Source organism: Pseudomonas sp. JV449, assembly GCF_032424295.1.
GTDB classification, from domain to species: domain Bacteria; phylum Pseudomonadota; class Gammaproteobacteria; order Pseudomonadales; family Pseudomonadaceae; genus Aquipseudomonas; species Aquipseudomonas marginalis.
Genome location: NZ_VYKD01000020.1, coordinates 13,570 through 36,463, shown reverse-complemented (window position 1 = coordinate 36,463; position 22,894 = coordinate 13,570). Strand labels below are relative to the sequence as shown.

At 62.1% G+C, this 22,894-nt stretch carries 22 protein-coding genes and 1 pseudogene; 12 read left to right on the top strand and 11 right to left on the bottom strand.

All coding sequences use genetic code 11. The annotated features are described in order from the left end of the window. Positions 1-8 precede the first annotated feature (8 nt). The 4 genes from F6S08_RS20075 to F6S08_RS20060 all read left to right on the top strand — a co-directional run bounded on the left by F6S08_RS20075 (position 9) and on the right by F6S08_RS20060 (position 4,168). Positions 9-785 (top strand): ABC transporter ATP-binding protein, encoded by a 777-nt coding sequence (locus F6S08_RS20075; RefSeq protein ID WP_315872231.1) that lies wholly within the window; start codon positions 9-11, stop codon positions 783-785. Between the two features lie 200 nt (positions 786-985). Beyond that, positions 986-1,897, top strand: coding sequence for a 5-dehydro-4-deoxyglucarate dehydratase (gene kdgD / locus F6S08_RS20070; protein WP_065923974.1), 912 nt, complete (start codon positions 986-988; stop codon positions 1,895-1,897). A 61-nt stretch (positions 1,898-1,958) separates the two neighbouring features. Beyond that, positions 1,959-2,327: a 5-carboxymethyl-2-hydroxymuconate Delta-isomerase gene (locus F6S08_RS20065; RefSeq protein WP_065947982.1), complete on the top strand. Its 369-nt coding sequence runs from the start codon at positions 1,959-1,961 to the stop codon at positions 2,325-2,327. Between the two features lie 41 nt (positions 2,328-2,368). Next, on the top strand, positions 2,369-4,168 hold the full coding sequence (locus F6S08_RS20060; protein ID WP_315872230.1) for a glycoside hydrolase family 28 protein: 1,800 nt from the start codon (positions 2,369-2,371) through the stop codon (positions 4,166-4,168). Positions 4,169-4,391: 223 nt separating this feature from the next. On the opposite strand, the gene ppk2 is transcribed toward F6S08_RS20060, so the two are convergent. After that, the gene (gene ppk2 / locus F6S08_RS20055; protein ID WP_065928085.1) at positions 4,392-5,309 is read right to left on the bottom strand and encodes a polyphosphate kinase 2; all 918 of its coding nucleotides are present in this window, start codon (positions 5,307-5,309) and stop codon (positions 4,392-4,394) included. Positions 5,310-5,497: 188 nt separating this feature from the next. Here ppk2 and pstS point away from each other — a divergent pair, with 188 nt between their 5' ends. The 6 genes from pstS (at position 5,498) to F6S08_RS20025 (ending at position 10,677) form a co-directional block, all read left to right on the top strand. Continuing rightward, entirely contained in the window at positions 5,498-6,526 is a 1,029-nt protein-coding gene (pstS, locus tag F6S08_RS20050; RefSeq protein ID WP_027603516.1) for a phosphate ABC transporter substrate-binding protein PstS, read from the top strand. Positions 6,527-6,600: 74 nt separating this feature from the next. Beyond that, positions 6,601-7,566: a phosphate ABC transporter permease subunit PstC gene (pstC, locus tag F6S08_RS20045; protein ID WP_027603517.1), complete on the top strand. Its 966-nt coding sequence runs from the start codon at positions 6,601-6,603 to the stop codon at positions 7,564-7,566. Then, positions 7,566-8,477 carry a phosphate ABC transporter permease PstA gene (gene pstA / locus F6S08_RS20040; protein ID WP_027603518.1) on the top strand — a complete coding sequence of 304 codons (912 nt, stop codon included), beginning with the start codon at positions 7,566-7,568 and terminating at the stop codon, positions 8,475-8,477. Before pstC ends, pstA begins: the two co-directional genes overlap by 1 nt. 76 nt (positions 8,478-8,553) lie before the next feature. Beyond that, a complete protein-coding gene (gene pstB, locus F6S08_RS20035; RefSeq protein WP_010210300.1) occupies positions 8,554-9,315 on the top strand; it encodes a phosphate ABC transporter ATP-binding protein PstB in 762 nt (253 codons plus the stop codon). A gap of 55 nt (positions 9,316-9,370) precedes the next feature. Further along, a complete protein-coding gene (locus tag F6S08_RS20030) occupies positions 9,371-10,069 on the top strand; it encodes a hypothetical protein (protein ID WP_065939674.1) in 699 nt (232 codons plus the stop codon). A gap of 56 nt (positions 10,070-10,125) precedes the next feature. After that, positions 10,126-10,677, top strand: coding sequence for a hypothetical protein (locus tag F6S08_RS20025; RefSeq protein ID WP_027603521.1), 552 nt, complete (start codon positions 10,126-10,128; stop codon positions 10,675-10,677). A 72-nt stretch (positions 10,678-10,749) separates the two neighbouring features. Here the strand turns inward: F6S08_RS20025 and F6S08_RS20020 are convergent, their stop codons facing one another. Further along, entirely contained in the window at positions 10,750-11,001 is a 252-nt protein-coding gene (locus tag F6S08_RS20020; RefSeq protein ID WP_315872229.1) for a hypothetical protein, read from the bottom strand. 125 nt (positions 11,002-11,126) lie between these two features. On the opposite strand from F6S08_RS20020, the gene F6S08_RS20015 reads away from it, so the two are divergent. Beyond that, positions 11,127-11,330, top strand: coding sequence for a hypothetical protein (locus F6S08_RS20015; protein ID WP_409999773.1), 204 nt, complete (start codon positions 11,127-11,129; stop codon positions 11,328-11,330). Between the two features lie 41 nt (positions 11,331-11,371). Here the strand turns inward: F6S08_RS20015 and F6S08_RS20010 are convergent, their stop codons facing one another. The 5 genes and pseudogenes from F6S08_RS20010 to F6S08_RS19990 form a co-directional block, all read right to left on the bottom strand. After that, positions 11,372-11,719, bottom strand: coding sequence for a BrnA antitoxin family protein (locus F6S08_RS20010; protein WP_315872228.1), 348 nt, complete (start codon positions 11,717-11,719; stop codon positions 11,372-11,374). A gap of 3 nt (positions 11,720-11,722) precedes the next feature. Continuing rightward, positions 11,723-12,003, bottom strand: a pseudogene (locus tag F6S08_RS20005) (BrnT family toxin). Between the two features lie 339 nt (positions 12,004-12,342). Continuing rightward, positions 12,343-13,683: a cytochrome c gene (locus tag F6S08_RS20000; RefSeq protein ID WP_315872227.1), complete on the bottom strand. Its 1,341-nt coding sequence runs from the start codon at positions 13,681-13,683 to the stop codon at positions 12,343-12,345. Positions 13,684-13,699: 16 nt separating this feature from the next. Beyond that, entirely contained in the window at positions 13,700-15,931 is a 2,232-nt protein-coding gene (locus F6S08_RS19995; RefSeq protein WP_065947977.1) for a xanthine dehydrogenase family protein molybdopterin-binding subunit, read from the bottom strand. Next, a complete protein-coding gene (locus tag F6S08_RS19990; protein WP_065924418.1) occupies positions 15,931-16,389 on the bottom strand; it encodes a (2Fe-2S)-binding protein in 459 nt (152 codons plus the stop codon). The genes F6S08_RS19995 and F6S08_RS19990 overlap by 1 nt, the downstream gene beginning before the upstream one ends. Before the next feature lie 357 nt (positions 16,390-16,746). Between F6S08_RS19990 and F6S08_RS19985 the strand changes: the two genes are divergently transcribed. Then, entirely contained in the window at positions 16,747-18,708 is a 1,962-nt protein-coding gene (locus F6S08_RS19985) for a methyl-accepting chemotaxis protein (protein ID WP_315872226.1), read from the top strand. 55 nt (positions 18,709-18,763) lie between these two features. Here F6S08_RS19985 and F6S08_RS19980 read toward each other — a convergent pair whose 3' ends face one another. The 4 genes from F6S08_RS19980 to F6S08_RS19965 all read right to left on the bottom strand — a co-directional run bounded on the left by F6S08_RS19980 (position 18,764) and on the right by F6S08_RS19965 (position 22,696). After that, complete coding sequence (locus F6S08_RS19980; protein ID WP_065947975.1) at positions 18,764-19,720, bottom strand: 2-hydroxyacid dehydrogenase; 957 nt, start codon at positions 19,718-19,720, stop codon at positions 18,764-18,766. Between the two features lie 34 nt (positions 19,721-19,754). Then, positions 19,755-20,513 (bottom strand): SDR family oxidoreductase, encoded by a 759-nt coding sequence (locus F6S08_RS19975; protein WP_074846002.1) that lies wholly within the window; start codon positions 20,511-20,513, stop codon positions 19,755-19,757. A 42-nt stretch (positions 20,514-20,555) separates the two neighbouring features. Continuing rightward, the gene (locus F6S08_RS19970; RefSeq protein WP_137213115.1) at positions 20,556-21,248 is read right to left on the bottom strand and encodes a fumarylacetoacetate hydrolase family protein; all 693 of its coding nucleotides are present in this window, start codon (positions 21,246-21,248) and stop codon (positions 20,556-20,558) included. Positions 21,249-21,346: 98 nt separating this feature from the next. After that, positions 21,347-22,696 (bottom strand): MFS transporter, encoded by a 1,350-nt coding sequence (locus tag F6S08_RS19965; protein ID WP_065947972.1) that lies wholly within the window; start codon positions 22,694-22,696, stop codon positions 21,347-21,349. Positions 22,697-22,894: the final 198 nt, after the last annotated feature.

Sequence of the window (22,894 nt, the reverse complement as noted above, 5' to 3'; positions counted from 1 at the left end):
ACCTGACCATGCCCATGATCCAAGCGCACGCCTTGAACCTGAGTTTCGGCACCGGCGCTGCCATCAACCAGGTGCTGCACGATGTGAGCCTGAGTGTCGCCGACGGCGAATCGTTCGGCCTGGTGGGGGAGTCCGGTTCGGGCAAGACCACCGTGCTGCGCTGCCTGGCCGGGCAATACCGGCATTGGCACGGGGAGCTGAGCATCGCCGGCGCGCCGTTGCAGCACAAGATTCCCAAGGAGCACTTTCGCAAAGTGCAGATGGTCTTCCAGGACCCCTACGGCTCCCTGCACCCCAGGCACACCATCGACACCGCCCTGCGCGAGCCGCTGATTATCCATGGGGTAGGGGACAAGGACGATCGGATCAACGAGATCCTGCTCAAGGTCGGCCTGAACGACAGCTTCCGCTTTCGCTATCCGCATCAGCTGTCCGGTGGGCAGCGCCAACGGGTGGCGATTGCGCGCGCATTGATCCTTGAACCCCGCGTGTTGTTGCTGGATGAACCGACCTCGGCCCTGGATGTGTCGGTCCAGGCCGAGATCCTCAACTTGCTGGCGGACCTGCGCCAGCGCGAGAAACTCACCTATCTGCTGGTCACCCACGACCTGGGTGTGGTCACTCACTTGTGCGACCGGGTAGCGGTGATGCAGCACGGCCGGATCGTCGAGTTGCTCGACTGCCAGGCCTTGAGCCAGGACCAGGCCGTGCACGACTACACGCGCATGCTGGTGCAGGCCAGTCGTGATTTCAGTCAGGAGTCTGTCGGGCGTAAGGTCGGCTGATTTCTGTAGTCATAGTATGACTATGGGTGGGTGAAGATGCGTGCATTCATATTTATTGCACGTAACTATCTGTTTTTATTAATCAAATGATAATGGCGCAAACTAAAGCGCTTAGAGGCTAGCTAACGCTCTCTTACAGTTGTACGATGACTTACCTCTTTAGGTATCCCCCTTTATTTTTTGATTTGAGGTTTGCGAACATGACGCCACAAGAACTAAAAACAGTCCTGTCTTCCGGCTTGCTCTCGTTCCCGGTTACCGACTTTGACGCGGCCGGTGACTTCCGTGCCGACACCTATGCCCGCCGCCTGGAATGGCTGGCACCCTACGGCGCCAGCGCGTTGTTCGCGGCCGGGGGCACCGGGGAATTCTTCTCCCTGGAAGCCAAGGAATACACGCAGATCATCAAGACTGCGGTGGACACCTGCAGGGGCCAGGTGCCCATCCTCGCCGGGGCAGGGGGCCCGACTCGTCAGGCCATCGCCTACGCCCAGGAGGCCGAGCGCCTCGGTGCCGCCGGTATTCTGCTGATGCCTCACTACCTCACCGAAGCCAGCCAGAAAGGCCTGGTGGCCCACGTTGAGCAGGTGTGCAATTCGGTGGATTTCGGCGTGGTGGTGTACAACCGCAACCTGTGCCGTCTCAATGCCGACAGCCTCGAGCAGTTGGCCGAGCGCTGCCCGAACCTGATCGGCTTCAAGGATGGCATCGGTGAAGTCGAATCCATGGTGTCGATCCGTCGTCGCCTCGGCGATCGCCTGACCTACCTCGGCGGGCTGCCGACCGCCGAAGTCTATGCCGCGGCCTACAAGGCCCTGGGCGTGCCGGTGTATTCCTCGGCGGTGTTCAACTTCATCCCGAAAACCGCGATGGATTTCTACCGCGCGGTGGCCGCCGACGACCACGCCACCGTGGGCCGCTTGATCGATGATTTCTTCCTGCCGTACCTGGCGATCCGCAACCGCTGCGAAGGCTATGGCGTGAGTATCGTCAAGGCCGGTGCACGCCTGGTCGGTCATGACGCCGGCCCGGTGCGCGCGCCGTTGACCGACTTGCTGCCTGAAGAAGTGGAGCAGTTGGACGTGCTGATCAAGGCGCTGGGCGCCCAGTAAGCTGTCAGTCTGCGGCGCCCTGTGTGGCGCCGCTGTCCTTTCATCAATCTGAGGTTTGACCATGCCCCACTGCATCATCGATTGCCCGGCGGCCTTGGCCCAGCGCATCGGCGAACACACCCTGCTGGCGACCGTACACGATGCCCTCGACAGCTTCGGCGTATTCAAGCCCGGCGACATCAAGGTGCGGCTCAACGGCTTCAGCCATTACCGCTGTGGCAGCACTCAAGATGACTTCGTGCACGTTGCCCTGTACCTGTTCGCCGGGCGCACTGCCGAACAACAGCGCAGCCTGGCTTCGGCGACGCTGGGCGCCCTGATTGAACTGCTGCCGCAGGTCGAGGCGCTGTCCATGGACGTGCGCGAAATGCCCCGCGAAACCTTCGTCAATCGCAGCCAATACCTCGAAGAATCCGGGCGGCAGAGGTAGCGCCCCTCGGTGTGAATACCGGCAAAAACAAGGAGAACAACATGCCGTATCAACCCTCGAAAAAAAAACCGGTGCGTTGCGCGCTGGCCCTCGTGGCGCTTGGATGCAGCCCGCTGTCATGGGCGCTGCAAGCCCCGTCAAAACTGCAGGTACCGACGCTGGCCTTTGATGACCGACAAATCATCCTGGTGTGGGAAAAACCTGCCGAGCATGCCGGCATCAAGGATTACCGGGTCTACGCCAATGGCACGCTGCTGGGCAGCGCCAATGCCAATAATGACCAGGTGTCGCCGGCCAAACCCTACATCGACCAGTTTTATCGGCAAGACACCGCCAACTTCCACCATCGCATCGGCATTCACAGCTTTACTGCCCAAGGCTTGAAGCCCGACACTGCGTACCGTTTCACCGTGCGTTCGGTGGACGGCAGCGGCAAGGAATCCGCCGACAGCGCCCCGGTGCTGCAACGCACCACCCCGGTTGCGGCGGTATTTGACGTGAAAAAATACGGCGCCAAAGGCGACGGCAGTCACCTCGATACCCAGGCGATCCAGAACGCCATCGATGCCTGCACCGTCGGTTGCACAGTCTTGCTGCCTGAAGGCACCTACAAAAGCGGCGCGCTCTACCTCAAGAGCAACATGACCCTGGAGATCGCCGAAGGCGCGACCCTGCTCGGCTCCGAGCGCGCCGAAGATTACCCGCTGGCCGGCTATATCCAGTACCCGTATTCCACCACCGTGCGCCCGGCTTCGCTGATCAACGCGTTGCCCCGCGATCCACGCCAGCATCAGTCATTCGAAAACATCCGCATCGTCGGCAAGGGCACCCTCGATGGCAATGGCTGGAAGCGCAACGCCGATGTCGTCGACGAGCGTGGCCAGGCACTGCCGTTCTACCTGGCCAGTGACAATACCCGCTATGCCCAGGACGGCATCCTCGCCAAGGCGCAGGTGGAACAGGCCGTGGCACGCGGCATGAACGTCAAGGATGCCTACGGGCAGATGCGTTCCTCGCTGATTACCCTGCGCAATGTGAAGAACGTCTTCTACGGCGGCTTCACCGTGGTGAACCCGGCGTTCCACGGCATCATGAACCTGGAGACCGAAAACGTGGTGCTGGCCAACACCACCCACACGACCTACGACGCCAACAACGGCGACGGCATCGAGTTCGCCAACAGCAAGGGCGCGATGGTGTTCAACAACTTCTTCGACACCGGCGATGACTGCGTGAATTTTGCGGCCGGCACCGGTGCCGATGCCGTGCACCAGCCGCCGCAGGAAGACGCGTGGATCTTCAACAACTACTTCCGCAAGGGCCACGGCATGGTGGTCGCCGGCAGCCACACCGGCGCCTGGATCCAGAACATCCTGGCCGAAGACAACGTGTCGGACGGCACCGATGCCGGGTTGCGCATGAAGAGCACCAACTTCATGGGCGGCGGCGCGCGCAACGTCACATTCCGCGACTCGGCGATCCGCAACACCGTCAAGCAGGCGTTCATTTTTACCCTCGACTACAACGACCCTAACGCCAAGCTCGACTATCAGCGCTCAACCATCGCGGGGCAGTTCAAGGACATCCGGGTGAGCGACGTGAGCGTCGAGAATGCCCAGGGGGCGGCGATCGAGGTCAAGGGTGATGCAGCGCACAACGCCTACCATCAGGGCCTGGTGTTCGAGCGCGTGCGCTTTCGCGGCGCGGCCAAGGCGCGTATCGATGGACTGAAAGACTCACGCTTCGACCACGTGGTCTTCAGCCAGACCGGCGCTGCCAACCCATGGCAGGTCAGCGATAGCCAAGGGCTCGTGTTCAAGGAGGTGGAGCCGACGCCGTAAGCGCAAACGTTATGGCGAATGGACCCTTGTAGTGAGCGGGCTTGCCCCGCGCTGGGCTGCGCAGCAGCCCCAAAACACAGCCCCGGAACTGTCTGGCACACTGCGGCGTTCTTATTGGGGCTGCTACGCAGCCCAGCGCGGGGCAAGCCCGCTCACCACCGGTACGGTGTTCGCTCTTAACTGAACGGCGCGCTCACCACCGGGGAATCTATTGCATCCCGCGTTAATAGACCTGCGGCACGATGATTTCCACCGGCGTCGGATTGCGCGAGTAGTCCTCCTGCCTGACCCGTTGCGGCAGCTCGATCACCGGCAGTTCCACTTCTTCATAAGGCATTTGCCCAAGCAGGTGGTGGATGCAGTTGAGGCGGGCTTTCTTTTTGTCGTCGGCCTGCACCACCCACCATGGCGCTTCGGCGATGTGGGTGCGCTCGAGCATGACTTCCTTGGCCTTGGTGTACGCCTCCCAGCGCCGGCGCGACTCCAGGTCCATGGGGCTGAGTTTCCACTGCTTGAGTGGGTCGTGAATGCGGCTGAGAAAGCGCAGGTGCTGTTCCTGGTCGGAAATGGAAAACCAGTATTTGATCAACTGGATGCCGGAGCGGGCGAGCATGCGTTCGAACTCCGGTACAGTGCGGAAGAATTCCTCGTACTGGTCTTCGTTGCAAAAGCCCATGACTTGTTCGACGCCGGCGCGGTTGTACCAGCTGCGGTCGAACAGCACGATTTCACCGGCGGCCGGCAGGTGCGAGACATACCGCTGGAAATACCACTGCGTCTGTTCGCGGTCGTTGGGCGCGGGCAGTGCGGCGACGCGGCAGACTCGCGGGTTGAGGCGCTGGGTAATGCGCTTGATCACACCGCCTTTGCCGGCGGCATCACGCCCTTCGAACAGGATCACCACCTTGGCGCCGGTCTTGACCACCCAGCTTTGCAGCTTCACCAGTTCGCCTTGCAGGCGGAACAGTTCGCTGAAGTAAATCCTGCGCGCGGCCTTTTCGGGGCTTTCCTCGACGTGCTCGTCGAACAGCGCGTTGAGGTCGTGCCCGTCTTCGGATAATTCCAGTTCCAGCTCTTCGTCACTGTGATCCAGCAGCTCTCGGTGGATGCGCTGGATCAAGGCGTCGTCTACTGCAGACATGGGAGGCACTCGCGTCGTGGGGGAGATGGCAAAGTCTTAGTCGCATTTTGTTACCAACCAATTACATCGAAATACGTGGCTGTGGCGGAAAGACGGGACGAAATAGCGGTTTGCCACCCAATTTTCATAAAAGCGTAACAAAGCTGCTGCAAAGTTCCGGGAGCCCGTAATCACAAGGATTTCCCTGAATGAAACGTCTGATGAAGTCAGCTGCACTCGCCGTTGCGGTTTCTCTAAGTGCCACCTCGGTATTTGCTGCCGAGAACGTCCGTCTGACAGGTTCTGGCGCCAGTTTCCCAGCGCCGATCTACCTCACCTGGTTCAAGGATTTCAGCAAGAAGACCGAAGGCGTCACGGTTGACTACCAGTCCAAAGGCAGTGGCGCGGGTGTACAGGACTTCCTGAACAAAACCGTGGACTTCGCCGCCAGTGACTCGGCCATGAAGGACGAAGACATCGCCAAGGTCGCCGAAGGCGTGCAGCTGCTGCCGATGACCGCAGGCGAAATCGTCCTGGCGTTCAACCTGCCGGGCAATCCTAAAGAACTTAAGTTGCCACGCGATGTGTACTCCAACATCTTCCTGGGCAAGATCACCAAGTGGAACGATCCGCAGATCGTCGCCGCCAACCCTGGCCTGAAACTGCCGGACATGCCGATCACCGTGGTCGTGCGTGCAGACTCCAGCGGCACCACAGCCGTATTCACCAAGCACTTGGCGGCCATCAACCCGCAGTTCCAGAAGGACTTGGGTGAAGGCAACACCGTCAACTGGCCAGCCAGCGACAAATTCATCAAGTCGCCGAAGAACGATGGTGTGACCGCCACCGTACGCCAGACCCCAGGCGCGATTGGCTACATCGAATACGGCTTCGCCAAGCTGGCCAAGGTTGACTTTGCCCAGCTGCAGAACAAGGCCGGCAAGTACGTGGTACCTAACGCCGAAAGCGGTGCCGAAGCCCTGGCTGCGGTGAAAATGCCGGAAAGCCTGGTGGCCTGGCTGCCGGACCCGGACGGCGCCAAGTCCTACCCGATCACGTCCTACACCTGGATGATCTTCCGCAAGGACAACGGCAACCCGGCCAAGGCCAAGGCCATGCGTGAAATGGTCGAGTACAGCCTGACCGAAGGGCAGAAAATCGCCGATTCGATGGGCTATATCCCGCTGCCGAAGTCGGTGGTCGATCAGGTTCGTAAAGCGTCCGCCAACATCCAGTAACGCTTGTGAGGCCTCTCTCGGCGGGCGCTGTCAGCCCGGCCGGGAGGGTTACCCCCCTGTTCCGGAATTAGCCAATGAACACACCGTTTGTCGTACCGGGTAACCCGGATTCTGCCTGCCAGCCACCTTCTGCGAAGGATTTCCTGGTTGATCGCACCTTCCGTGCGCTTGCACGAATAGGCGTGGTTCTGGTGCTGGCGTTGGTGTTTGCCCTGGTGTTCGAAGTCGGGCGCAAGGCCCTTCCAGGCATGGAAAAGCACGGCTTTGACGTGCTGCTGGGCAGCGTCTGGGATGTCAACCAAGGCAAGTACGGCATTCTGCCGGCCATCTGGGGCACGCTCTACAGTGCCTTTATCGCGTTGCTGATCGCAGGTGTTTTCGGCGTCAGCATGGCGATTTTCCTCACCCAGGATTTTTTGCCGGCGAAGCTGGCGGCGGTGTTTCGTACCATCGTCGAACTGCTCGCGGCCATCCCCAGCGTCGTTTACGGCCTGTGGGGCATTTACGTGGTCATCCCGGCGATCAGGCCGTTGACCGCATGGTTGAACACTGAACTTGGCTGGATTCCCTTTTTCGGCACGTCCCTGAGCGGGCCGGGGTTGCTCCCGGCGGCGCTGGTGCTTGCAATCATGATTCTGCCGACCATCGCCGCCGTGTCGCAGGATGCGCTCACCGCCGTGCCGATGAAAACCAAGCAAGCCGCCTACGGCATGGGGACCACCCACTGGGAAGCGATTCTCAAGGTGATGGTGCCGTCCGCCGCCACCGGCATCTTCGGTTCCCTGGTCTTGGGCCTGGGCCGCGCACTCGGCGAAACCATGGCCCTGGCCATGCTGGTGGGCAACGCCAACAACATCTCGCTGTCGCTGTTCGCCCCGGCCAACACCCTGGCAGCCTTGCTGGCGCTGAACTTCCCCGAAGCCGGGCCGAACGAGATCGAAGTACTGATGTACGCCGCACTGGTGCTGATGTTGATCACGCTGATCGTGAACATCTTCGGCTCCATGATCATGATGTACGCCCAACGGGGTAATAAGTGATGACTGACCTCACTGCTGCAACCGACCTGACGTCCCCCGCAGGCGCAATGCCCAGCCTCCAGCGCCGGTTCGAAGGCCGTGCCCTGCGCAGCCTGGTGTTGACCACCCTGGTCTGGGCGGGCGCGCTGCTGGCCAGCGTGCCGCTGATTTCCGTGCTCTACATGCTCATCACCCGCGGCGGTGCGCGCCTGAGCCTTGAAGTGTTTACCGAGCTGCCACCCACCGGTTTCGAGACCGGCGGCGGTTTCGGCAACGCGATGGCCGGTACCTTCGTGATGGTCGGCATTGCCGCTGCCATCGCCGTGCCGGTCGGCATCATGGCGGCAATCTTCCTCGCCGAACTGGGCCCGGACAGCAAGCTGGCGAACGCCGCACGTTTTGCCGCGAAGATGCTCACCGGCCTGCCGTCGATTCTGGCCGGTGTGTTTGCCTACGCCCTGGTGGTGATGACCACCGGCACCTACTCGGCCCCGGCCGGTGGTGTGGCACTGGCGGTGCTGATGCTGCCGATCGTGGTGCTGACGGCTGAAGAGTCGATGCGCATGGTGCCCAAGATCATGAAGGACGCCGCCTACGGCATGGGTTGTACCCGCTCCCAGGTGATCTGGAAAATCGTCCTGCCCACCGGCCTGCCGGCAATCCTCACCGGCGTGATGCTCGCCGTGGCCCGCGCCGCCGGCGAAACCGCGCCGCTGTTGTTTACCGCGCTGTTCAGCAACTACTGGATCTACCACGACGGCAGCCTGGCGGTGATGAACCCGACGGCCTCCCTGGCCGTGCTGATCTACAACTTCTCCGGCATGCCCTTCGACAACCAGCTTGAACTCGCATGGGCGGCGTCGCTGGTACTGGTAATGATCGTGCTGGTCGTGAATATCGTGAGCCGTATCTTCGGCAAGCCAAAGTATTGAAAACGGGAGCATCTGAATCTTGAACGTATCAACTGCGCAAATAGCCGCTCCGTTTGTCACCCAGGCGCCTGTGGTCATGGACTGCAAGCTGGACAAGATCTTCTACGGCAACTTCATGGCCGTGCGTGACAGCCATGTGCCGATCGAAAAGAACAAGATCACCGGCTTCATCGGCCCTTCCGGTTGCGGTAAAAGTACCGTGCTGCGTAGCCTCAACCGCATGAACGACCTGGTCAAGGGCTTCCGTTTCGAGGGCCATGTGCACTTCCTTGGCCAGGACGTCTACGGCAAGGGCGTGGACCCGGTGGTCGTGCGCCGCTACATCGGCATGGTGTTCCAGCAGCCGAACCCGTTCTCGATGAGCATCTTCGACAACGTCGCCTTTGGCCTGCGCCTGAACCGCTACAAGGGCGACCTGGGCGACCGCGTCAAGCACGCCCTGCAAGGCGCCGCGCTGTGGGATGAGGTCAAGGACAAGCTCAAGGTCAGCGGCCTGTCGCTGTCCGGTGGCCAGCAGCAACGCCTGTGCATCGCCCGCGCCATCGCCACCGAGCCGGAAGTGCTGTTGCTCGATGAACCCTGCTCGGCGCTTGACCCGATTGCCACGCGCCGGGTCGAGGAGTTGATGGTCGAGCTGAAGAAGGACTACACCATCGCCCTGGTGACCCACAACATGCAGCAGGCCATCCGTGTGGCCGACACCACGGCGTTTTTCTCGGTGGATATTTCCCAGGGCACGCGCACCGGCTACCTGGTGGAAATGGGCCCGACGGCGCAGATCTTCGAGAACCCGCGTGAACAAATGACCGGGGACTACATCAGCGGCAAGTTCAGCTGATGCCCCTGCGGGAGCTGGGATGCTCCCGTATTTTCAACTGCTTATGGGAATGCCGATGCCTGCAACACGACGCCTTGATTTGCCCGCGATTGAACGCGCACTGCGTGAGGTGCAACAGCGCTTTGCCGAGCTCAGCCGGGACTTTACCGAGCCGCGCGACCCGTTGACCGACGAAGTGCTGCACAACGTGCTTGAAGGCTACGCGCTGATTGACGACTATGTGGCGCGGGGCGTCGACCTGTTCGACCTGCAGCAGCTGGACCTGATGCTGGAGATCAACGCCACCGTGCTCTGTGGCAGCGACCCGGCACGGCGCCTGGAATACGCCCACCACCTGGCGGCGACCGAAGAACACTTCTTCAACAATGTCGAAGGTGGCATCAAGGACTTGTACAACTGGTACTGCGCGTATCGCAGTGAATCAGTCTGGAAGCGCGCCGCCGGGGTGTATGTACGCATCCTCAGCAAGCCGCAGCTGTTCATTGAAGGCAACAACCGCAGCGGTTCGCTGATCGTCAGCTATTTGCTGATGCGTGCAGGCCTGCCGCCGTTCGTGCTGACGCTGGAGAACGCCGAGGGCTACTTCAACCCTTCGTCGGTGATCCGCAACTCAGCCAAACATGGAGTCAAGGCGTTGTACGAATTGCCCAAGATCAAGAAAAAATACGCTGCCTTCCTGGAAGAACAGGCGCCGGATCCGCACAAGTTTTTTCTCAAGGACCCGCGCCAGCCCGTTTCTCAAGGAGGCCATTGATGAGCGGTTCTCCGGTATTCGCCAGGGCAGGGCGGGCCCTCCAGCGCATCCTGCCGATGCAGCAGCGTCCGCGCATCCGCATTTCCTTCGATATCGACGACACCCTGGCCTGCCAGCTCCACCACTGCGACGTCGAGCCGAGCCGGCTGCCGGCCTGCGTGCACCGTTGGCTGGGTGAGCCCTTGCGGATCGGCACGCGCTCCCTGACCCGCGAGCTACGCCGCCAGGGCTGCAGCATCTGGGTCTACACCTCGTCCGGTCGCACGCCGTCGTATATCCGCCGCTGGCTGATGCTCTACGGCATCCGCGTCGACGGCGTGGTCAACAGCGTGCTGCACAACCATGCCCTGACGGCGCGCGGGCTGTCGAACGCACCCTCGAAATTCCCCCCGGCCTTCGACATCGACCTGCATGTGGATGACTCCGAAGGCGTGCGCAGTGAAGGCCATGACCACGGTTTTCGCGTGGTAGTGGTGGACCCTCAGGACGAAAACTGGGCGCAGCGGGTGTTGGAGGCCGTAGCGCAGGTCCAGGCGCAGTTGGCCTGGCAGCAGCCGCTCCGGTACAAAAAGACAACACGGCAGCGCGCGGAGGTTTTTTCTTCCTGAGGCGCTGTGAAAACCCAGAAAAGCCACTCGAACGAGTGGTTTTTTTGTCTTGCCGCAGCGCCCCGAGCGGCCTCAGTCGGAGCGCGCAGCCTCCATGCCGCGCCGGATCCGCATCAGGTCCTGATACGCCTCGGTGCGCTTTGCATCGGCTATCTGTTTCGCTTCGGTAAAGCGCAGCCAGTCACCGGCATCGGCCAGGCTGCTGCCTATGATGGCGTAGGCCTGTGTTTCCAGGCGGTCGGCCTCGTAGAACAGCTCGGTGTTCCTGGCCAGCTCTGCTTCCCAGCCGGTGTGTTTCGACGCTTCACGCATATTCGCTGCCATGGCCTTCACCCCAAGGTCGTCATGTGCGAGCGAAGAGAGCAGGGGCCTGGTCGAGGCCGCCGGGTTCGTTGCTCGCGTAGGAGCGACACAAGCCGTTCTCGTGTCTTATAGATCCTTCAATGTTGATGGATAAACGTGGAGGTTCGTTCAAATTAGTTCGGAGGGCGGACCGCACCCTCGGCTCGATCTATGTGATACCGGCAGCAGGTCTGGTGCTGGTACTGGGCGTCTACCGGTTTATCTCCGAAGGCGGTGCACTGATCAATGTGATCGGCAACGGCGTGGCCATCCTGTTCATTGCCCGCTGGGATGGGGCGCTGGACCGTTAGCCACTCAAGCGGGAGTTGGGGTAGGTCGCAGAAAGCCTTGGTCAATCGGCCGGTTTGGCTGTGCCCAGCACGCGATTCAACTCGCCAGCGACAGCGATGAGTTGTTGTTCCAGTGCTTCAACTTCAGAGAGGCTAATGCCATTGTTGATAACTTGCAGGGTTTTAGCCCGCTTCTTTAGGGCGGGCGCCAGATTGTGTGCGTGTTGCGAAATCAACGCCTGACGCAACAGATTGTTGATCACGGTTTGATAGCCCGTACCGGCGCTTTCTGCGCGTTCACGGGCGGCATCGATAACCGCATCGTCAAGCATGATGGTGATGCGGGTCTTGCCCTTGTTGCTGGCGACAGCACCGCGTTTGCTGTGGGTGAAATCGTATTCGTCTTTCATTGTTCAAGCCTCCAGATAACGGCGCCGTTCATTTTTTGATGCGAGCCTGGCGCTGATAACGCGTACGAAATTCGGATCGCGGTAAGTGTATGTCACTACCAAAATTCGTCCCCTCGCGTCAGTGCCCATGGTCACCCAGCGCTCTTCATCGTGATCGTGGTCTTGTATCGTCAGGGCGATCTCATCGTTGAACACCGGCTCTGCCTCCGCCAGGCTTATGCCCTTATGCTTCTGCTGATTGGCGATGTTTTTGCCTCATCGTATTGAATCCTGAACGTCTTCATTATGCATACTTTATATGTATGAAAAAGCGGTTGAAGGAACCGTCAGTCAGGAAGATGGCCAGCCATAAATAGCGGTAGTGTGAATTTGCCATGTTCCGCTCGGTCAGTTGGGTCTCGATCTTGCTGAGGTTGCCAACATATTTCCGTGCGTAATGGTTAATCCGTTACGTAGAAGGATTCTGTTTTGATTGTCGGAAGAGGCGAGCTTGAACAGGTGAGTAATCGGACAGATCAACGTTCGCGGGGCCGGATCAATACTAAGTTTGTTCACATCAACCCTTATTCCCCGGCATGCTCATTTCACTGACCACGCCGGGGAAAAGATCAGGACAGCGACTTTTAACGCATATGCAAAATAATCGGACTGCTGCTGGCCGGGTCGGTATGCCCGCGCAGCTTGCCGACTGCCTTGGCGTCGACCGCCTCTGCGTGGTTACCCCAGGTGCTGCGCACGTAGGTCAGCACCTGGGCGATTTCCGCATCGGACAGTTGTTCACGAAACGCCGGCATGCGGTAGGCGTCCGGTACGCCGGCGGCGACTACCCGCTGTGAGCCGTTGAGGGTGATGTTGATCGCCGAGGCACTTTCCTTGGCCAATGCCGAGGTGGCGCCGGCCAGGGGCGGCATCCATTCGGGCTGGCCCTTGCCGTCCGGGCCATGGCAGGAGGCGCAGCGGGTCGCGTAGGTGTGGGCACCGGGGACGTCCTGGCGTGTATCGGCGGCTACGTACTGCCAGGGCGTGCCGTCACGCTGTGGGTCGCCGGGCAGTGACTTGAGGTAACGCGCGATGGCGGCCAGGTCGTCGTCGGCCATGAACTGCGTGGAGTTGTTGAAGGCTTCGGTCATCGAGCCATAGACCACCGCATGGGCGTTGCGCCCGGTCTTGAGGAACTGCACGATCTGCGCCTCGCTCCAGCGCCCCAGGCCGGTGTTCGGGTCCTGGCGCAGGCTCGGTGCGTACCAGCCGTCGAGCAGGGCGCCGGCGAGGAACGGCTTGCCGGATTCGTCCAGGGCTTTTTCGTTGAAGGCCAGGCCGCGCGGCGTGTGGCAGCTGCCGCAGTGGCCAGGGCCTTGGACGATGTAGGCGCCACGGTTCCATAGCGCGTCCTGGTTGGGTTTGGCCGCGTAAGTGGCGGTCGGCGCGAAGAGGCCGTTCCACAAGGCGATGGGCCAGCGCAGATTGAGCGGCCAGGGAATATCGCTGGGGATGTTGGGCTCGTTGGCCGGTTGTACGCCTTGCATGAAGAACGCATACATCGCGCGTATATCGTCGTCGCTGAGCTTGGCGTAAGACGGGTAGGGCATCGCCGGGTAGAGCCGGCGGCCGCCCGGTGCTACGCCGTGGCGCACTGCACGGTCGAAGTCGGCGAGGCTGTAGGTGCCGATGCCGTGGGTGCGGTCCGGGGTGATGTTGGTGGCGTGAATGGCGCCCAGCGGCGTGGCCATTTCCAGGCCCCCGGCGAAGGGCGCCTTGCCCGGCAGGCTGTGGCAGGCGACGCAGTCACTGAGGCGGGCGACATATTCGCCGCGACTGACCTGTGCGGGGTCGACGCTGGCGGCTTGTTCCTGCGCGAACGGGGTGGCGGGCTGGCGGGTGACATACCAGGCCAGCAGGGCTGCCGCGAGCAGGCAGGGCAGCGCCAGCCAGCCTGCGGTTCTTGCGAATCGACGGTTGTTCATGGGCGGTCTCGCTCGGTTAGCTGAAGGTGTGTCGGCTTAATGGCAGGCTGCGAACACGCTGGCCGGTCAACTGCGCTACCGCATTGACCACGGCCGGCGCCACAGCGGGGAGCGGAGGCTCACCGATGCCGCCCATCTTCTCGCCACTCTCGACAATCTTCACGTGCACCTGCGCCATCCGTGAGGGCGGCAGGATCGGGTAGAGGTCGTAATTGCGCGCCCGTGGCTTGCCGTCCACGTACACCGCTTCTTCCAGCAAGGTTTGCGAGAGCCCCAGGGCCACCGCGCCATTGACCTGAGCTTGCACAATCGCCGGGTTGACGATGCTGCCGGGGTCGATGGCTTCCCAGATGTGGTGGACCTTGACCTGGCCGTTTTCAATCGACACTTCGGCGATCACTGCCGCGTGGGAGCCGAACGGCGAGGCCATGGCCACGCCACGGGCACGCCGGGTACCGTCTTCGGCAGTGTAGGGGCCCCGTTTCCAGCCACCGGACAACTCGCCCACGGCCTTGAGCAGGGTGGTCAGCCGTGGGTTGTCGCGCAGCAGGTGCAGGCGCAGCTCATAGGGATCGCGGCCGCCTTTGTCCGCCAGCTCATCAAGGAACGCTTCGTAGAAGAAGTCATTCAGCGAATTGCCCACCGAACGCCAGTAGCCGAGCATGGCCGGGCCCTTGACGTAGATCTGCGCGATGCGTTTGTTGGGGATGGCGTAGCTCTTGCCCGACAGGCCTTCAAGGGCGGTGGGGTCGAGTTTTTCGCCCTGCTTGCCGGCGATGGCCTCGGTGGGGCCTTCGGTGGCGCTCACCGCTTCGATCGCCACCGGCAGGCCGTCGGCGTCCAGCGCGGCGCGGAACTTGACCACCGCCACCGGGCGCAACACGTCGCGCAGGAACTCTTCCTCACGGCTCCAGATCAGCTTGACCGGACGGCCCACCGCCTTGGCCAATGCAATCGCCTGGGGGTAGGGGCTGGCCGAGTCATACAGGAAGTGCCGGCCGAAAAAACCGCCCAGCAGCGGCGAGTGCAGGGTCACTTGCGCAGGGTCGAGCCCGGCGCGCTTGGCGATGTCGGCGCGGAACATATCGGGCGCCTGGTTGGGCAGCCAGATCTCCAGCGAACCGTCGGGGTTGAAGCGCGCCAGGGCTGACGGCGGCTCCAGTTGGGCATGGTTGAGGTACTGGTTGTGGTAGGTAGCCTCGACCTGGGTCTTGGCGTTTTTCAACGCGCCGGCCACATCGCCTTCGTTCTCGTCGTCACGGGCCGGACCTTGCTGGGCCGCGAGAAAGTCGCGAAAGCCGTCGCTGGAAAAATCCGCGGGCATGCCCCGCACTTTTGAGTCGGCCGTCGGTTCCTGCCAGTCGACCTGGATCGCCTCCACCGCACGCTTGGCGTGCCACCAGCGTTCGGCCACCACGGCTACCGCACCGGGCAGCACATGCACCGAGTGCACGCCTTTCATGGTTTCGACCTGGGATTGGTTACGCAGGCTGCCCACGGTCATGCCCAGGCGCGGCGCGTGCTGCACGGCGGCGTGGAGCATGCCGTCGACCTTGATGTCGATGCTGTACTGCGCCTTGCCGGTGGATTTGTCATAGGCATCCAGGCGCTTGACCGGCTTGCCGATCCAGCGGAACTGGCTCGGGTCACGCAGGGTGATGCTGGCCGGGTCGGGCACCGGCATGTCCAGGGCGCGGCCGGCCAACTCGCCGTAGCCCAGGGAGCGCCCGGAGGCGGCGTGCACCACGCGGCCAGGCTGGGTGGTCAGTTGGGCCACCGGCACACCAAGCTGCTCGGCGCCGGCCTGCAACAGCATGGCGCGGGCGAGGGCGCCCAGGCGGCGCATGACCGGGTAGCTCATGCGCACCGACATGCTGCCGCCGGTGATGCGCATGCCGTTGTCCATCACCACATAGGCCTCACCGGGTGGCGCGGCTTCGACGATAAAGGTGGCAGGGTCGGCATCCAGCTCTTCGCCGACGATCTGCGCCATGGCGGTGTGGGTGCCTTGGCCACCTTCCATAAAGGGGCTGAGCAGGCGCACCGTACCGTCCGGGCGAATCTCCAGGAACGCCGGCACCTGGGTGCCGCGTTCTGCGGCGGCAGCGGCCTGCACTCGGGCCGAGCCCAGCGGCAGGCCAAAACCGATGACCAGCGCACCCACGGCCGTGCTGGCCAGGAAGCGGCGACGCGACAGGTTGATCGGCTCGCCCAGGGTGATGCCAGGGATGACGGATGGCGTGTTCATCAGGCGCTCTCCTTCCCGGCGGCCAGGTCATGCATGGCGGCATGGATGGCGTTGTAGGTGCCGCAGCGGCACAGGTTGACCATGGCCGCGTCGATCTGCGCATTGGTGGGGGCGGGGGTGTGCTTGAGCAGCGCGGTGGCTGCCACCACCTGCCCGGACTGGCAGTAACCGCATTGCGCCACCTGATGCTCGACCCAGGCACTGACCACCCGCTTGCCGACTGCATCGGCTTCGATAGCCTCGATGGTGGTGATCTCACGCCCGACCACCCCGGCCACCGGCGTGACGCACGAACGCACGACATTGCCGTCCACCAGCACCGAGCAGGCGCCGCATTGGGCCAGGCCGCAGCCGTACTTGGTGCCGGTCAGCCCCAGGTCATCGCGGATCACCCACAGCAGCGGCGTGTCGGCGTCGGCGTCGACCTGATAGGTTTTTTGGTTGATGCGTAATTCCATGGCTGGCTCACCTGCTGATCATCGGTCGGGATGGCGTGTTTCTTATAAGAAAGGCGATGGGCGCCCATTGTCGAACTCTAGATCAGGGCACAAGGGCCATCTACGAAAAAACCGAACATTCGGAGGATCAGGCAAGTATTCGAGAGGATTGAGTCAGTCAAGCAAGGTGCTCGATCAACACAGGGGCCGGCAGTCGATTGGTTTGTGAGGGTTTATTGATCTGGGTCAGTACAACCCCCTATTGGCTCCAGATGGCCGTCCGAGAGCGGTAGCGCTGTTTTCATGGGTGATATTATGGCGCCACTATCTTGGCGTGACAGGCGCCAGTCTGATCCATGGACATGAGGCTTTAGGGAAATGCTTAAGAACGCTCCGCTGCGTCTGAAACTGTTGTTGATTCTGCTACTGCCCATGCTCGGGTTCCTGACCCTGGCCGGCGTGTTTGTGGTGGACAACTACAAAACGCTGCGTGACATGAACACCACGGTGATGGCCAGCGCCACCGCCCAGAAGTTGAGCCAGTTGATTACCACCTTGCAGCGTGAGCGTGGTGCCAGTGGCGTGTTCCTTGGCAGTGGCGGCAAGTCCATGGGCGAACGAATGGTGCAGATGCGCAGGGACTCCAGCGCGGCCGTCGAGGTGGTGCGCGGTTTGTCCACCTCCGGCGGTGCGAACCTGGACAACGTCCTGCGGGCCCTGGACCAGTTGCCGGCGATGCGCGGGCAGGTCGATAAACTGAGCATCAACAGCACCGAATCCGGCGCGCGGTATACCGAGATCATTCAAGTGCTGACCGGTTACACCCATTCCCTGGAAGCGAGTGTCAACAACGCGACCATCGTCTACGCCCTGGGGGCCCTGAATCAATTTATCGAAATGAAAGAGCGGGCCGGACGCGAGCGCGTGGTGCTGGGCCTGGTCTTCAGCCAGGGGCATTTCGATGAGGCCCTGTTGTCGCGCTTCAGCCGCAACCTGGGCGAGTTCGGCGCCTATTACGATGCGTTCCGACGCAAAGCGCCCGCGGCCTCGCTTGCGCAGTTCGATACGCAAATGCAGCAACCGGCCGCCGTCGAAGTCGCCAAGTTGCAGCGCCTGGCGTTTGAGGTGCCGATGGGGCAGGCGCTGGGGATCAAACCCGAAGCCTGGTTTGAAACCTCTACCCAACGCATTGACCTGATGAGCCAAGTGGAGGAAGCCCTGGGCCAAAGTGTCAGCAGCCTGGCGATGCACGAGCGGGATGACGCCCGCCGCGCCCTATGGTTGACCGTTGGCGCAGTGATCGTGTCCCTGTTGGCGGTGGCGGTGTTGTCCTGGCTGATCATCCGCATGATCGATTCGGCGGTGCGCGACCTCAACCGCGTGCTCAATGACCTGGCACAGCGCGATCTCACCGCGCGGGCGACTTATGACAGCAAGGACGAATTCGGTCAGATCTCGCGCAACCTCAACCGCATGGCGCAAGAGATCAGTGGCGTGGTGCAGGAAATCGGCAACGCCACCGCACAGGTTGCAACGGCGGCGGAGGAGTCTTCAACCGTGACGATGCAGACCAGCCAAAGCGTCGAGCAGCAGCGCCAAAGCACTGAACTGGTGGCCACGGCGATCAACGAAATGAGCGCCACCGTGCGCGAGGTGGCGCACAGCACCAACGATGCGGCGCAACTGTCGCAACGGGTCAATACCAGCACCACCCAAGGACGTACCGAGATCGAAGGCACCATCACCCTGATCCGCCAGCTCTCCGGGCAGGCCGAGGACACCGCGCTGATCATTGGCGAACTCAAGCAGGAAAGCGATGGGATTTCCTCCGTGCTCGACGTCATTCGCGGCATTGCCGAGCAAACCAACCTGCTGGCCCTGAACGCGGCCATCGAAGCGGCGCGGGCAGGGGATCATGGGCGCGGATTTGCCGTGGTGGCGTCCGAGGTGCGGGTACTTGCGCAGAAGACCCAGGAGTCCACGGGGAACATTCAGCAGATGATCAGCAACCTGCAAAGTGGTTCGGATCGGGCGAGCTCGTCCATGCAGGAGACTCTGGGCAAGGCCCAGGACGGTGCGCGCAAGGTCGAACGTGCAGGTGAATTGTTGTTGGAGATCGCCGAAGGCGTGGCCAGTATCAGTGATCGCAACCTGCAGATTGCTTCGGCGGCCGAAGAGCAGAGTGCGGTTTCAGAAGACATCAACCGTAACGTCAACGAGATCAACGACCTGGTCATCCAGGTCAGTGCCGGCGCCGAGCAAACCGCAATCACCAGCCAGGAATTGGCGCGTTTGGCCGAGCACCAGCAGCGGCTGGTCAATCGGTTCAAGGTGGCGTGAGGCGGTGGTGAGGGGGGCTTTGATCGTTCCCACGCAGGTGGGAACGATCAAATGCTCAATCCGTCACACAACCCTGGGGTTTTTTCCCGGCGAAACTGTCCAGCAGACTCGCCACCACCATGTCCCCCATGCGCGTGCGGGTTTGCAGCGTCGCGCTGGCGCGGTGGGGTTGCAGCACCACTTGTTCATTGGCGAAGAGCGCCTCGGGAACATTCGGCTCGTCGACAAACACGTCCAGGGCCGCCCCCGCGATCTCACCGGCGGCCAGCGCGGCCACCAGGTCCGCCTCGTTGACCAGCTTGCCGCGTGCCACGTTGATCAAGTAGCCGTCCTTGCCCAATGCCTGCAACACCTGGGCGTTGATAATGGCTTCAGCCTGGTCGGCGGCGGCGGCCAGGATCAGCGCATCGCTTTGGCTGGCCAACTGTTTCAGGTCGGCGATGAAGGTATGGCTCACATCGCTCATCGGCTGCAGGTCGGTGTAGCAGATCGGGCAACCGAAGGCCGCCGCTCGAGTGGCGACTGCCCGCCCGACCCGACCCATGCCGACGATGCCGATGCGCATGCCGGACACCTGGCGCGCCAACGGTAAGGGCGCCAGCGGTGTCGGACTCTGCGGCCACTGGCCCGAGCGCACATAGCGATCACTGGTGCACAGCCCACGGCACACGGCGATCAGCAAGCCGATGGCCAGGTCGGCGACGTCCTCGGTCAGCGCGCCGATCGTTGCGGTCACGCGGATCCCGCGATCCCGGGCATACGCCAGGTCCACCGCATCGGTGCCCACGCCGTTGACCGCCACCACTTCCAATCTCGGCAGTTGCGCCATCAGCGCCTGGCTGATGCCGGTATGCCCGCCGGTGATCACCCCGCGAATGTTCGCACCGTGTTCCTGTAAATAAGCCGGCTTGTCGGCCTGCTGGAAGTAACGTCTGACGGTAAACAGCTCATCGAGCCGCGCGTTGATTTCAGGGATCAGGATCGGGCTGAGCTGCAAGACTTCTGGTTTCATTGGGAACCTCGTGTCACGGAATAAAAAGGCCGGTTTAACCGCGACCGGCAAACGGCATGGCGCTGGCCATGACGGTCATGTTCAGGACGTTCGCTTCCAGGGGCAGCGCGGCGATGTAGCGCACGGCATCGGCCACGTGCTTGACGTCGACCATCGGCTCCACGGCGATGGTGCCGTTGGCCTGGCGTACGCCTTTGGTCATGCGCACCGACATGTCGGTCAAGGCGTTGCCGATGTCGATCTGGCTGCAGGCAATGTTGAATTCGCGCCCGTCCAGGGCCAGGGATTTGGTCAGCCCCAACACCGCATGTTTGCTGGCGGTATAGGCGCTGCTGAAAGGCCGTGGGGTATGCGCGGAAATCGAGCCGTTATTGATGATGCGTCCACCCTGTGGCTGTTGATGGCGCATCAGCCCGAAGGCGCCACGGGCGCAGAGGAAAACCCCGTTGAGGTTGGTATCGATCACGTTGCGCCACTGCTCGAACGTCAGTTCATCCAATGGCACGGCAGGGGCGTTGACCCCGGCGTTGTTGAACACCACATCGAGACGTCCGTACACCTCGGCAATGGTTGCAAACAGCGCGTCGACACTGGCCGGGTCGCGCACATCAGTGGGGACGGCCAAGGCTTCGTGGCCTTCGCTGGTCGCCAACTCGGCCAAGGCCTGCAACGGCTCCGGCCGGCGCCCGGCCAGTACCAGGGTGAAACCGTCCGCCATCAAGCCCAGGGCCACGGCGCGGCCGATTCCGCTGCCGGCGCCGGTGACCAGGGCCACCTTCAAAAGATTCGACATGGTGTTATCTCCTTTTTCCATTTACGGGTAGGTGTGCCGGGTTCAAGCGCGCTGGCCGACGCGCATTTCGAGTTGGCCGATGCCGTCGATCCCGGCGTTGATGAGATCGCCCGGTTGCAGCACATCCACGCCCGCCGGGCTGCCGGTCATGATCAGGTCACCGGCCCGCAGCGATACCGACTGGGAGATCCGGCTGATGATCTCGCTGACCGACCAGATCTGGCTGTCGAGGCTGTCACGCTGGCGCTCCTGGCCATTGACGTTGAGCCACAACTCGCCGCTCGGGTGCCCGGCGTGAGTCACCGGCACAATGGCGGTCATGGGCGCGGCGCCGTCGAACACCTTGGCGCCTTCCCAGGGCAAGCCCTGGCTTTTGGCTGCGCGCTGCACATCGCGGCGGGTCAGGTCCAGGCCGGCGGCATAGCCCCACACATAAGCCAGCGCCTGGCTCTCAGGAATATGAGCGCCACCCTCACCGATGGCCACGACCAATTCGATTTCGTGGGCAAACTCTTCGGTCAACGGCGGGAACGTCACCTCGCCCGTCGCGTCCACCACGCTGCTCGCCGGTTTCATGAAGAACACCGGCGGCTGGCGGGACTGGCCTTGGGTATCCGGCCACGGGTAGTTGCGGCCGACGCAAAATACCCGGCCGACGGGAAAGCGCTGCAGGCTACCGGCAACCGGCAAGGTCACGGGCAGATCGGGGGTAAACACATACTCGGTCATGGTCATTTTTATCAGTGTCCTGTTGGAAGCAGCAGCCTACGGCGGCATTCATGGGTGAAGTTGGACGATTGCGGCCTGGTGTTGGAGAAAAACATGTTGTTGACTCAGCGCGCCTTGAGTTCGATGCGGTACAAGCGGCCGAGCAGCAACGAGTAAGACAAGGTGCCAATCAGCGCGACACCGCCGATAAACCAGAACGCGTAGGCAAACGAGCCTGTCGCGTGAACGATGCCGCCAATCACGATCGGGGTGACGATCCCGCCGATATTGGCGGCCAGGCTGGTGATCCCGCCGGTCAGGCCGATCAGCTCCTTCGGTGCCACTTCCGATACGGCGGCCCACGACGACGACGCGATGCCTTGGGCAAAGAAGGCAATGGTCAGTATCGCGATGCAGATCACGTTCGAGTCGGTGAAATTGACCAGCACAATCGACATGCCCAGCATCGAGCCGACCACCAGGGGCAACTTGCGCGCGAAGGACATTGAGTAGCCACGGCGTATCAGCAAGTCGGAGACGATGCCGGCCAATAGAATGCCGACGGTAGCGCCCACGAACGGCAGCACCGCGAAGATCCCGGCCTTGATCATGGTCAACTTGCGCTCTTCGATCAGGTATGTCGGGAACCAGGTCAGGAAGAAGTACAGCGCCGAGGTGCTGGCGAACTTGCCGATGCAAATGGCCCATATCTGCCGGTAGCCGAACAGCTCGGTGATCTGTCGCCAATTGAAGCGGGTGCGCTCCTGGCTGCTCTTGACCAGCCCACCGCCGCCTTCGATGTACTTCAATTCTTCCTGGCTGACGCGCTTGCAGTTCAACGGGTCGCGGTACAGGTACAGCCAGGCCACGCCGAACACGATGCCGAGCAACCCTGTGCTGTAGAACACATGGCGCCAGTCATAAGTGGTGGCCAGCCATAGCAGCACGCCGGTAAACAGAGCCGTGCCCAGGTACTGGCCGCACACATAAATGCTGCTGGCCATGCCGCGTTCGCGGGCCGGGAACCACACCGTCACTGCCCGGCTGTTGGCCGGAAACGCCGGTGCTTCCATGGCGCCGACGGCCAGGCGCAAGCCGAATAACGATGCAAACCCTGTGGCGAAACCCTGGCACACGGTCACGGTTGACCAACTGATCAGCGACACGCCGTAGGTGAGCCGGGAGCCGAAGCGGTCGGCCACAAAGCCTGCTGGTACCAGGGCGAGGGCATAAGTCCAGGCAAACGCGGAGAAAACCAGGCCCATTTCGATCTTGTCCAGGCCCAGGTCCTTGGCCATGAACGGTGCCGCAATCGAGATGTTCACGCGGTCGATGTAATTGATGATGGTTGCAATCAGCAGCAACGACAGCATGAACCAGCGACGCCGGGTTGGCAGCCGCTGGGGCAGGACGGCGTCCCGTACGCCGGCACTCACCGACGGCGCGGTGGACGGGGAGAGGTGCGAGTTCGACATGGGTAGACCTTTTTATTGTCAGGTGAATCGTGAAGTTCGCGCGCAGCCGAAGCCGATGCCCCCAGTACCGGGGCAGAGCAATCGCTGCATTAATGGGAGGCGCGAACAGCCGCTGTCAGGCGCTCAGAGATGCCTTCGCACGGGTCGGGCCGGGGGAGGGGGGATAGGGCAAAAAAGCAGGTTCATGGGGTGCGCACC

Coding starts and splice junctions, on each gene's coding strand:
- F6S08_RS20075 (WP_315872231.1), top strand. CDS start 9: ATGCCCATGATCCAAGCGCACGCCTTGAACCTGAGTTTCGGCACCGGC.
- kdgD (WP_065923974.1), top strand. CDS start 986: ATGACGCCACAAGAACTAAAAACAGTCCTGTCTTCCGGCTTGCTCTCG.
- F6S08_RS20065 (WP_065947982.1), top strand. CDS start 1,959: ATGCCCCACTGCATCATCGATTGCCCGGCGGCCTTGGCCCAGCGCATC.
- F6S08_RS20060 (WP_315872230.1), top strand. CDS start 2,369: ATGCCGTATCAACCCTCGAAAAAAAAACCGGTGCGTTGCGCGCTGGCC.
- ppk2 (WP_065928085.1), bottom strand. CDS start 5,309: ATGTCTGCAGTAGACGACGCCTTGATCCAGCGCATCCACCGAGAGCTG.
- pstS (WP_027603516.1), top strand. CDS start 5,498: ATGAAACGTCTGATGAAGTCAGCTGCACTCGCCGTTGCGGTTTCTCTA.
- pstC (WP_027603517.1), top strand. CDS start 6,601: ATGAACACACCGTTTGTCGTACCGGGTAACCCGGATTCTGCCTGCCAG.
- pstA (WP_027603518.1), top strand. CDS start 7,566: ATGACTGACCTCACTGCTGCAACCGACCTGACGTCCCCCGCAGGCGCA.
- pstB (WP_010210300.1), top strand. CDS start 8,554: ATGGACTGCAAGCTGGACAAGATCTTCTACGGCAACTTCATGGCCGTG.
- F6S08_RS20030 (WP_065939674.1), top strand. CDS start 9,371: ATGCCTGCAACACGACGCCTTGATTTGCCCGCGATTGAACGCGCACTG.
- F6S08_RS20025 (WP_027603521.1), top strand. CDS start 10,126: ATGCAGCAGCGTCCGCGCATCCGCATTTCCTTCGATATCGACGACACC.
- F6S08_RS20020 (WP_315872229.1), bottom strand. CDS start 11,001: ATGGCAGCGAATATGCGTGAAGCGTCGAAACACACCGGCTGGGAAGCA.
- F6S08_RS20015 (WP_409999773.1), top strand. CDS start 11,127: ATGGATAAACGTGGAGGTTCGTTCAAATTAGTTCGGAGGGCGGACCGC.
- F6S08_RS20010 (WP_315872228.1), bottom strand. CDS start 11,719: ATGAAAGACGAATACGATTTCACCCACAGCAAACGCGGTGCTGTCGCC.
- F6S08_RS20000 (WP_315872227.1), bottom strand. CDS start 13,683: ATGAACAACCGTCGATTCGCAAGAACCGCAGGCTGGCTGGCGCTGCCC.
- F6S08_RS19995 (WP_065947977.1), bottom strand. CDS start 15,931: ATGAACACGCCATCCGTCATCCCTGGCATCACCCTGGGCGAGCCGATC.
- F6S08_RS19990 (WP_065924418.1), bottom strand. CDS start 16,389: ATGGAATTACGCATCAACCAAAAAACCTATCAGGTCGACGCCGACGCC.
- F6S08_RS19985 (WP_315872226.1), top strand. CDS start 16,747: ATGCTTAAGAACGCTCCGCTGCGTCTGAAACTGTTGTTGATTCTGCTA.
- F6S08_RS19980 (WP_065947975.1), bottom strand. CDS start 19,720: ATGAAACCAGAAGTCTTGCAGCTCAGCCCGATCCTGATCCCTGAAATC.
- F6S08_RS19975 (WP_074846002.1), bottom strand. CDS start 20,513: ATGTCGAATCTTTTGAAGGTGGCCCTGGTCACCGGCGCCGGCAGCGGA.
- F6S08_RS19970 (WP_137213115.1), bottom strand. CDS start 21,248: ATGACCATGACCGAGTATGTGTTTACCCCCGATCTGCCCGTGACCTTG.
- F6S08_RS19965 (WP_065947972.1), bottom strand. CDS start 22,696: ATGTCGAACTCGCACCTCTCCCCGTCCACCGCGCCGTCGGTGAGTGCC.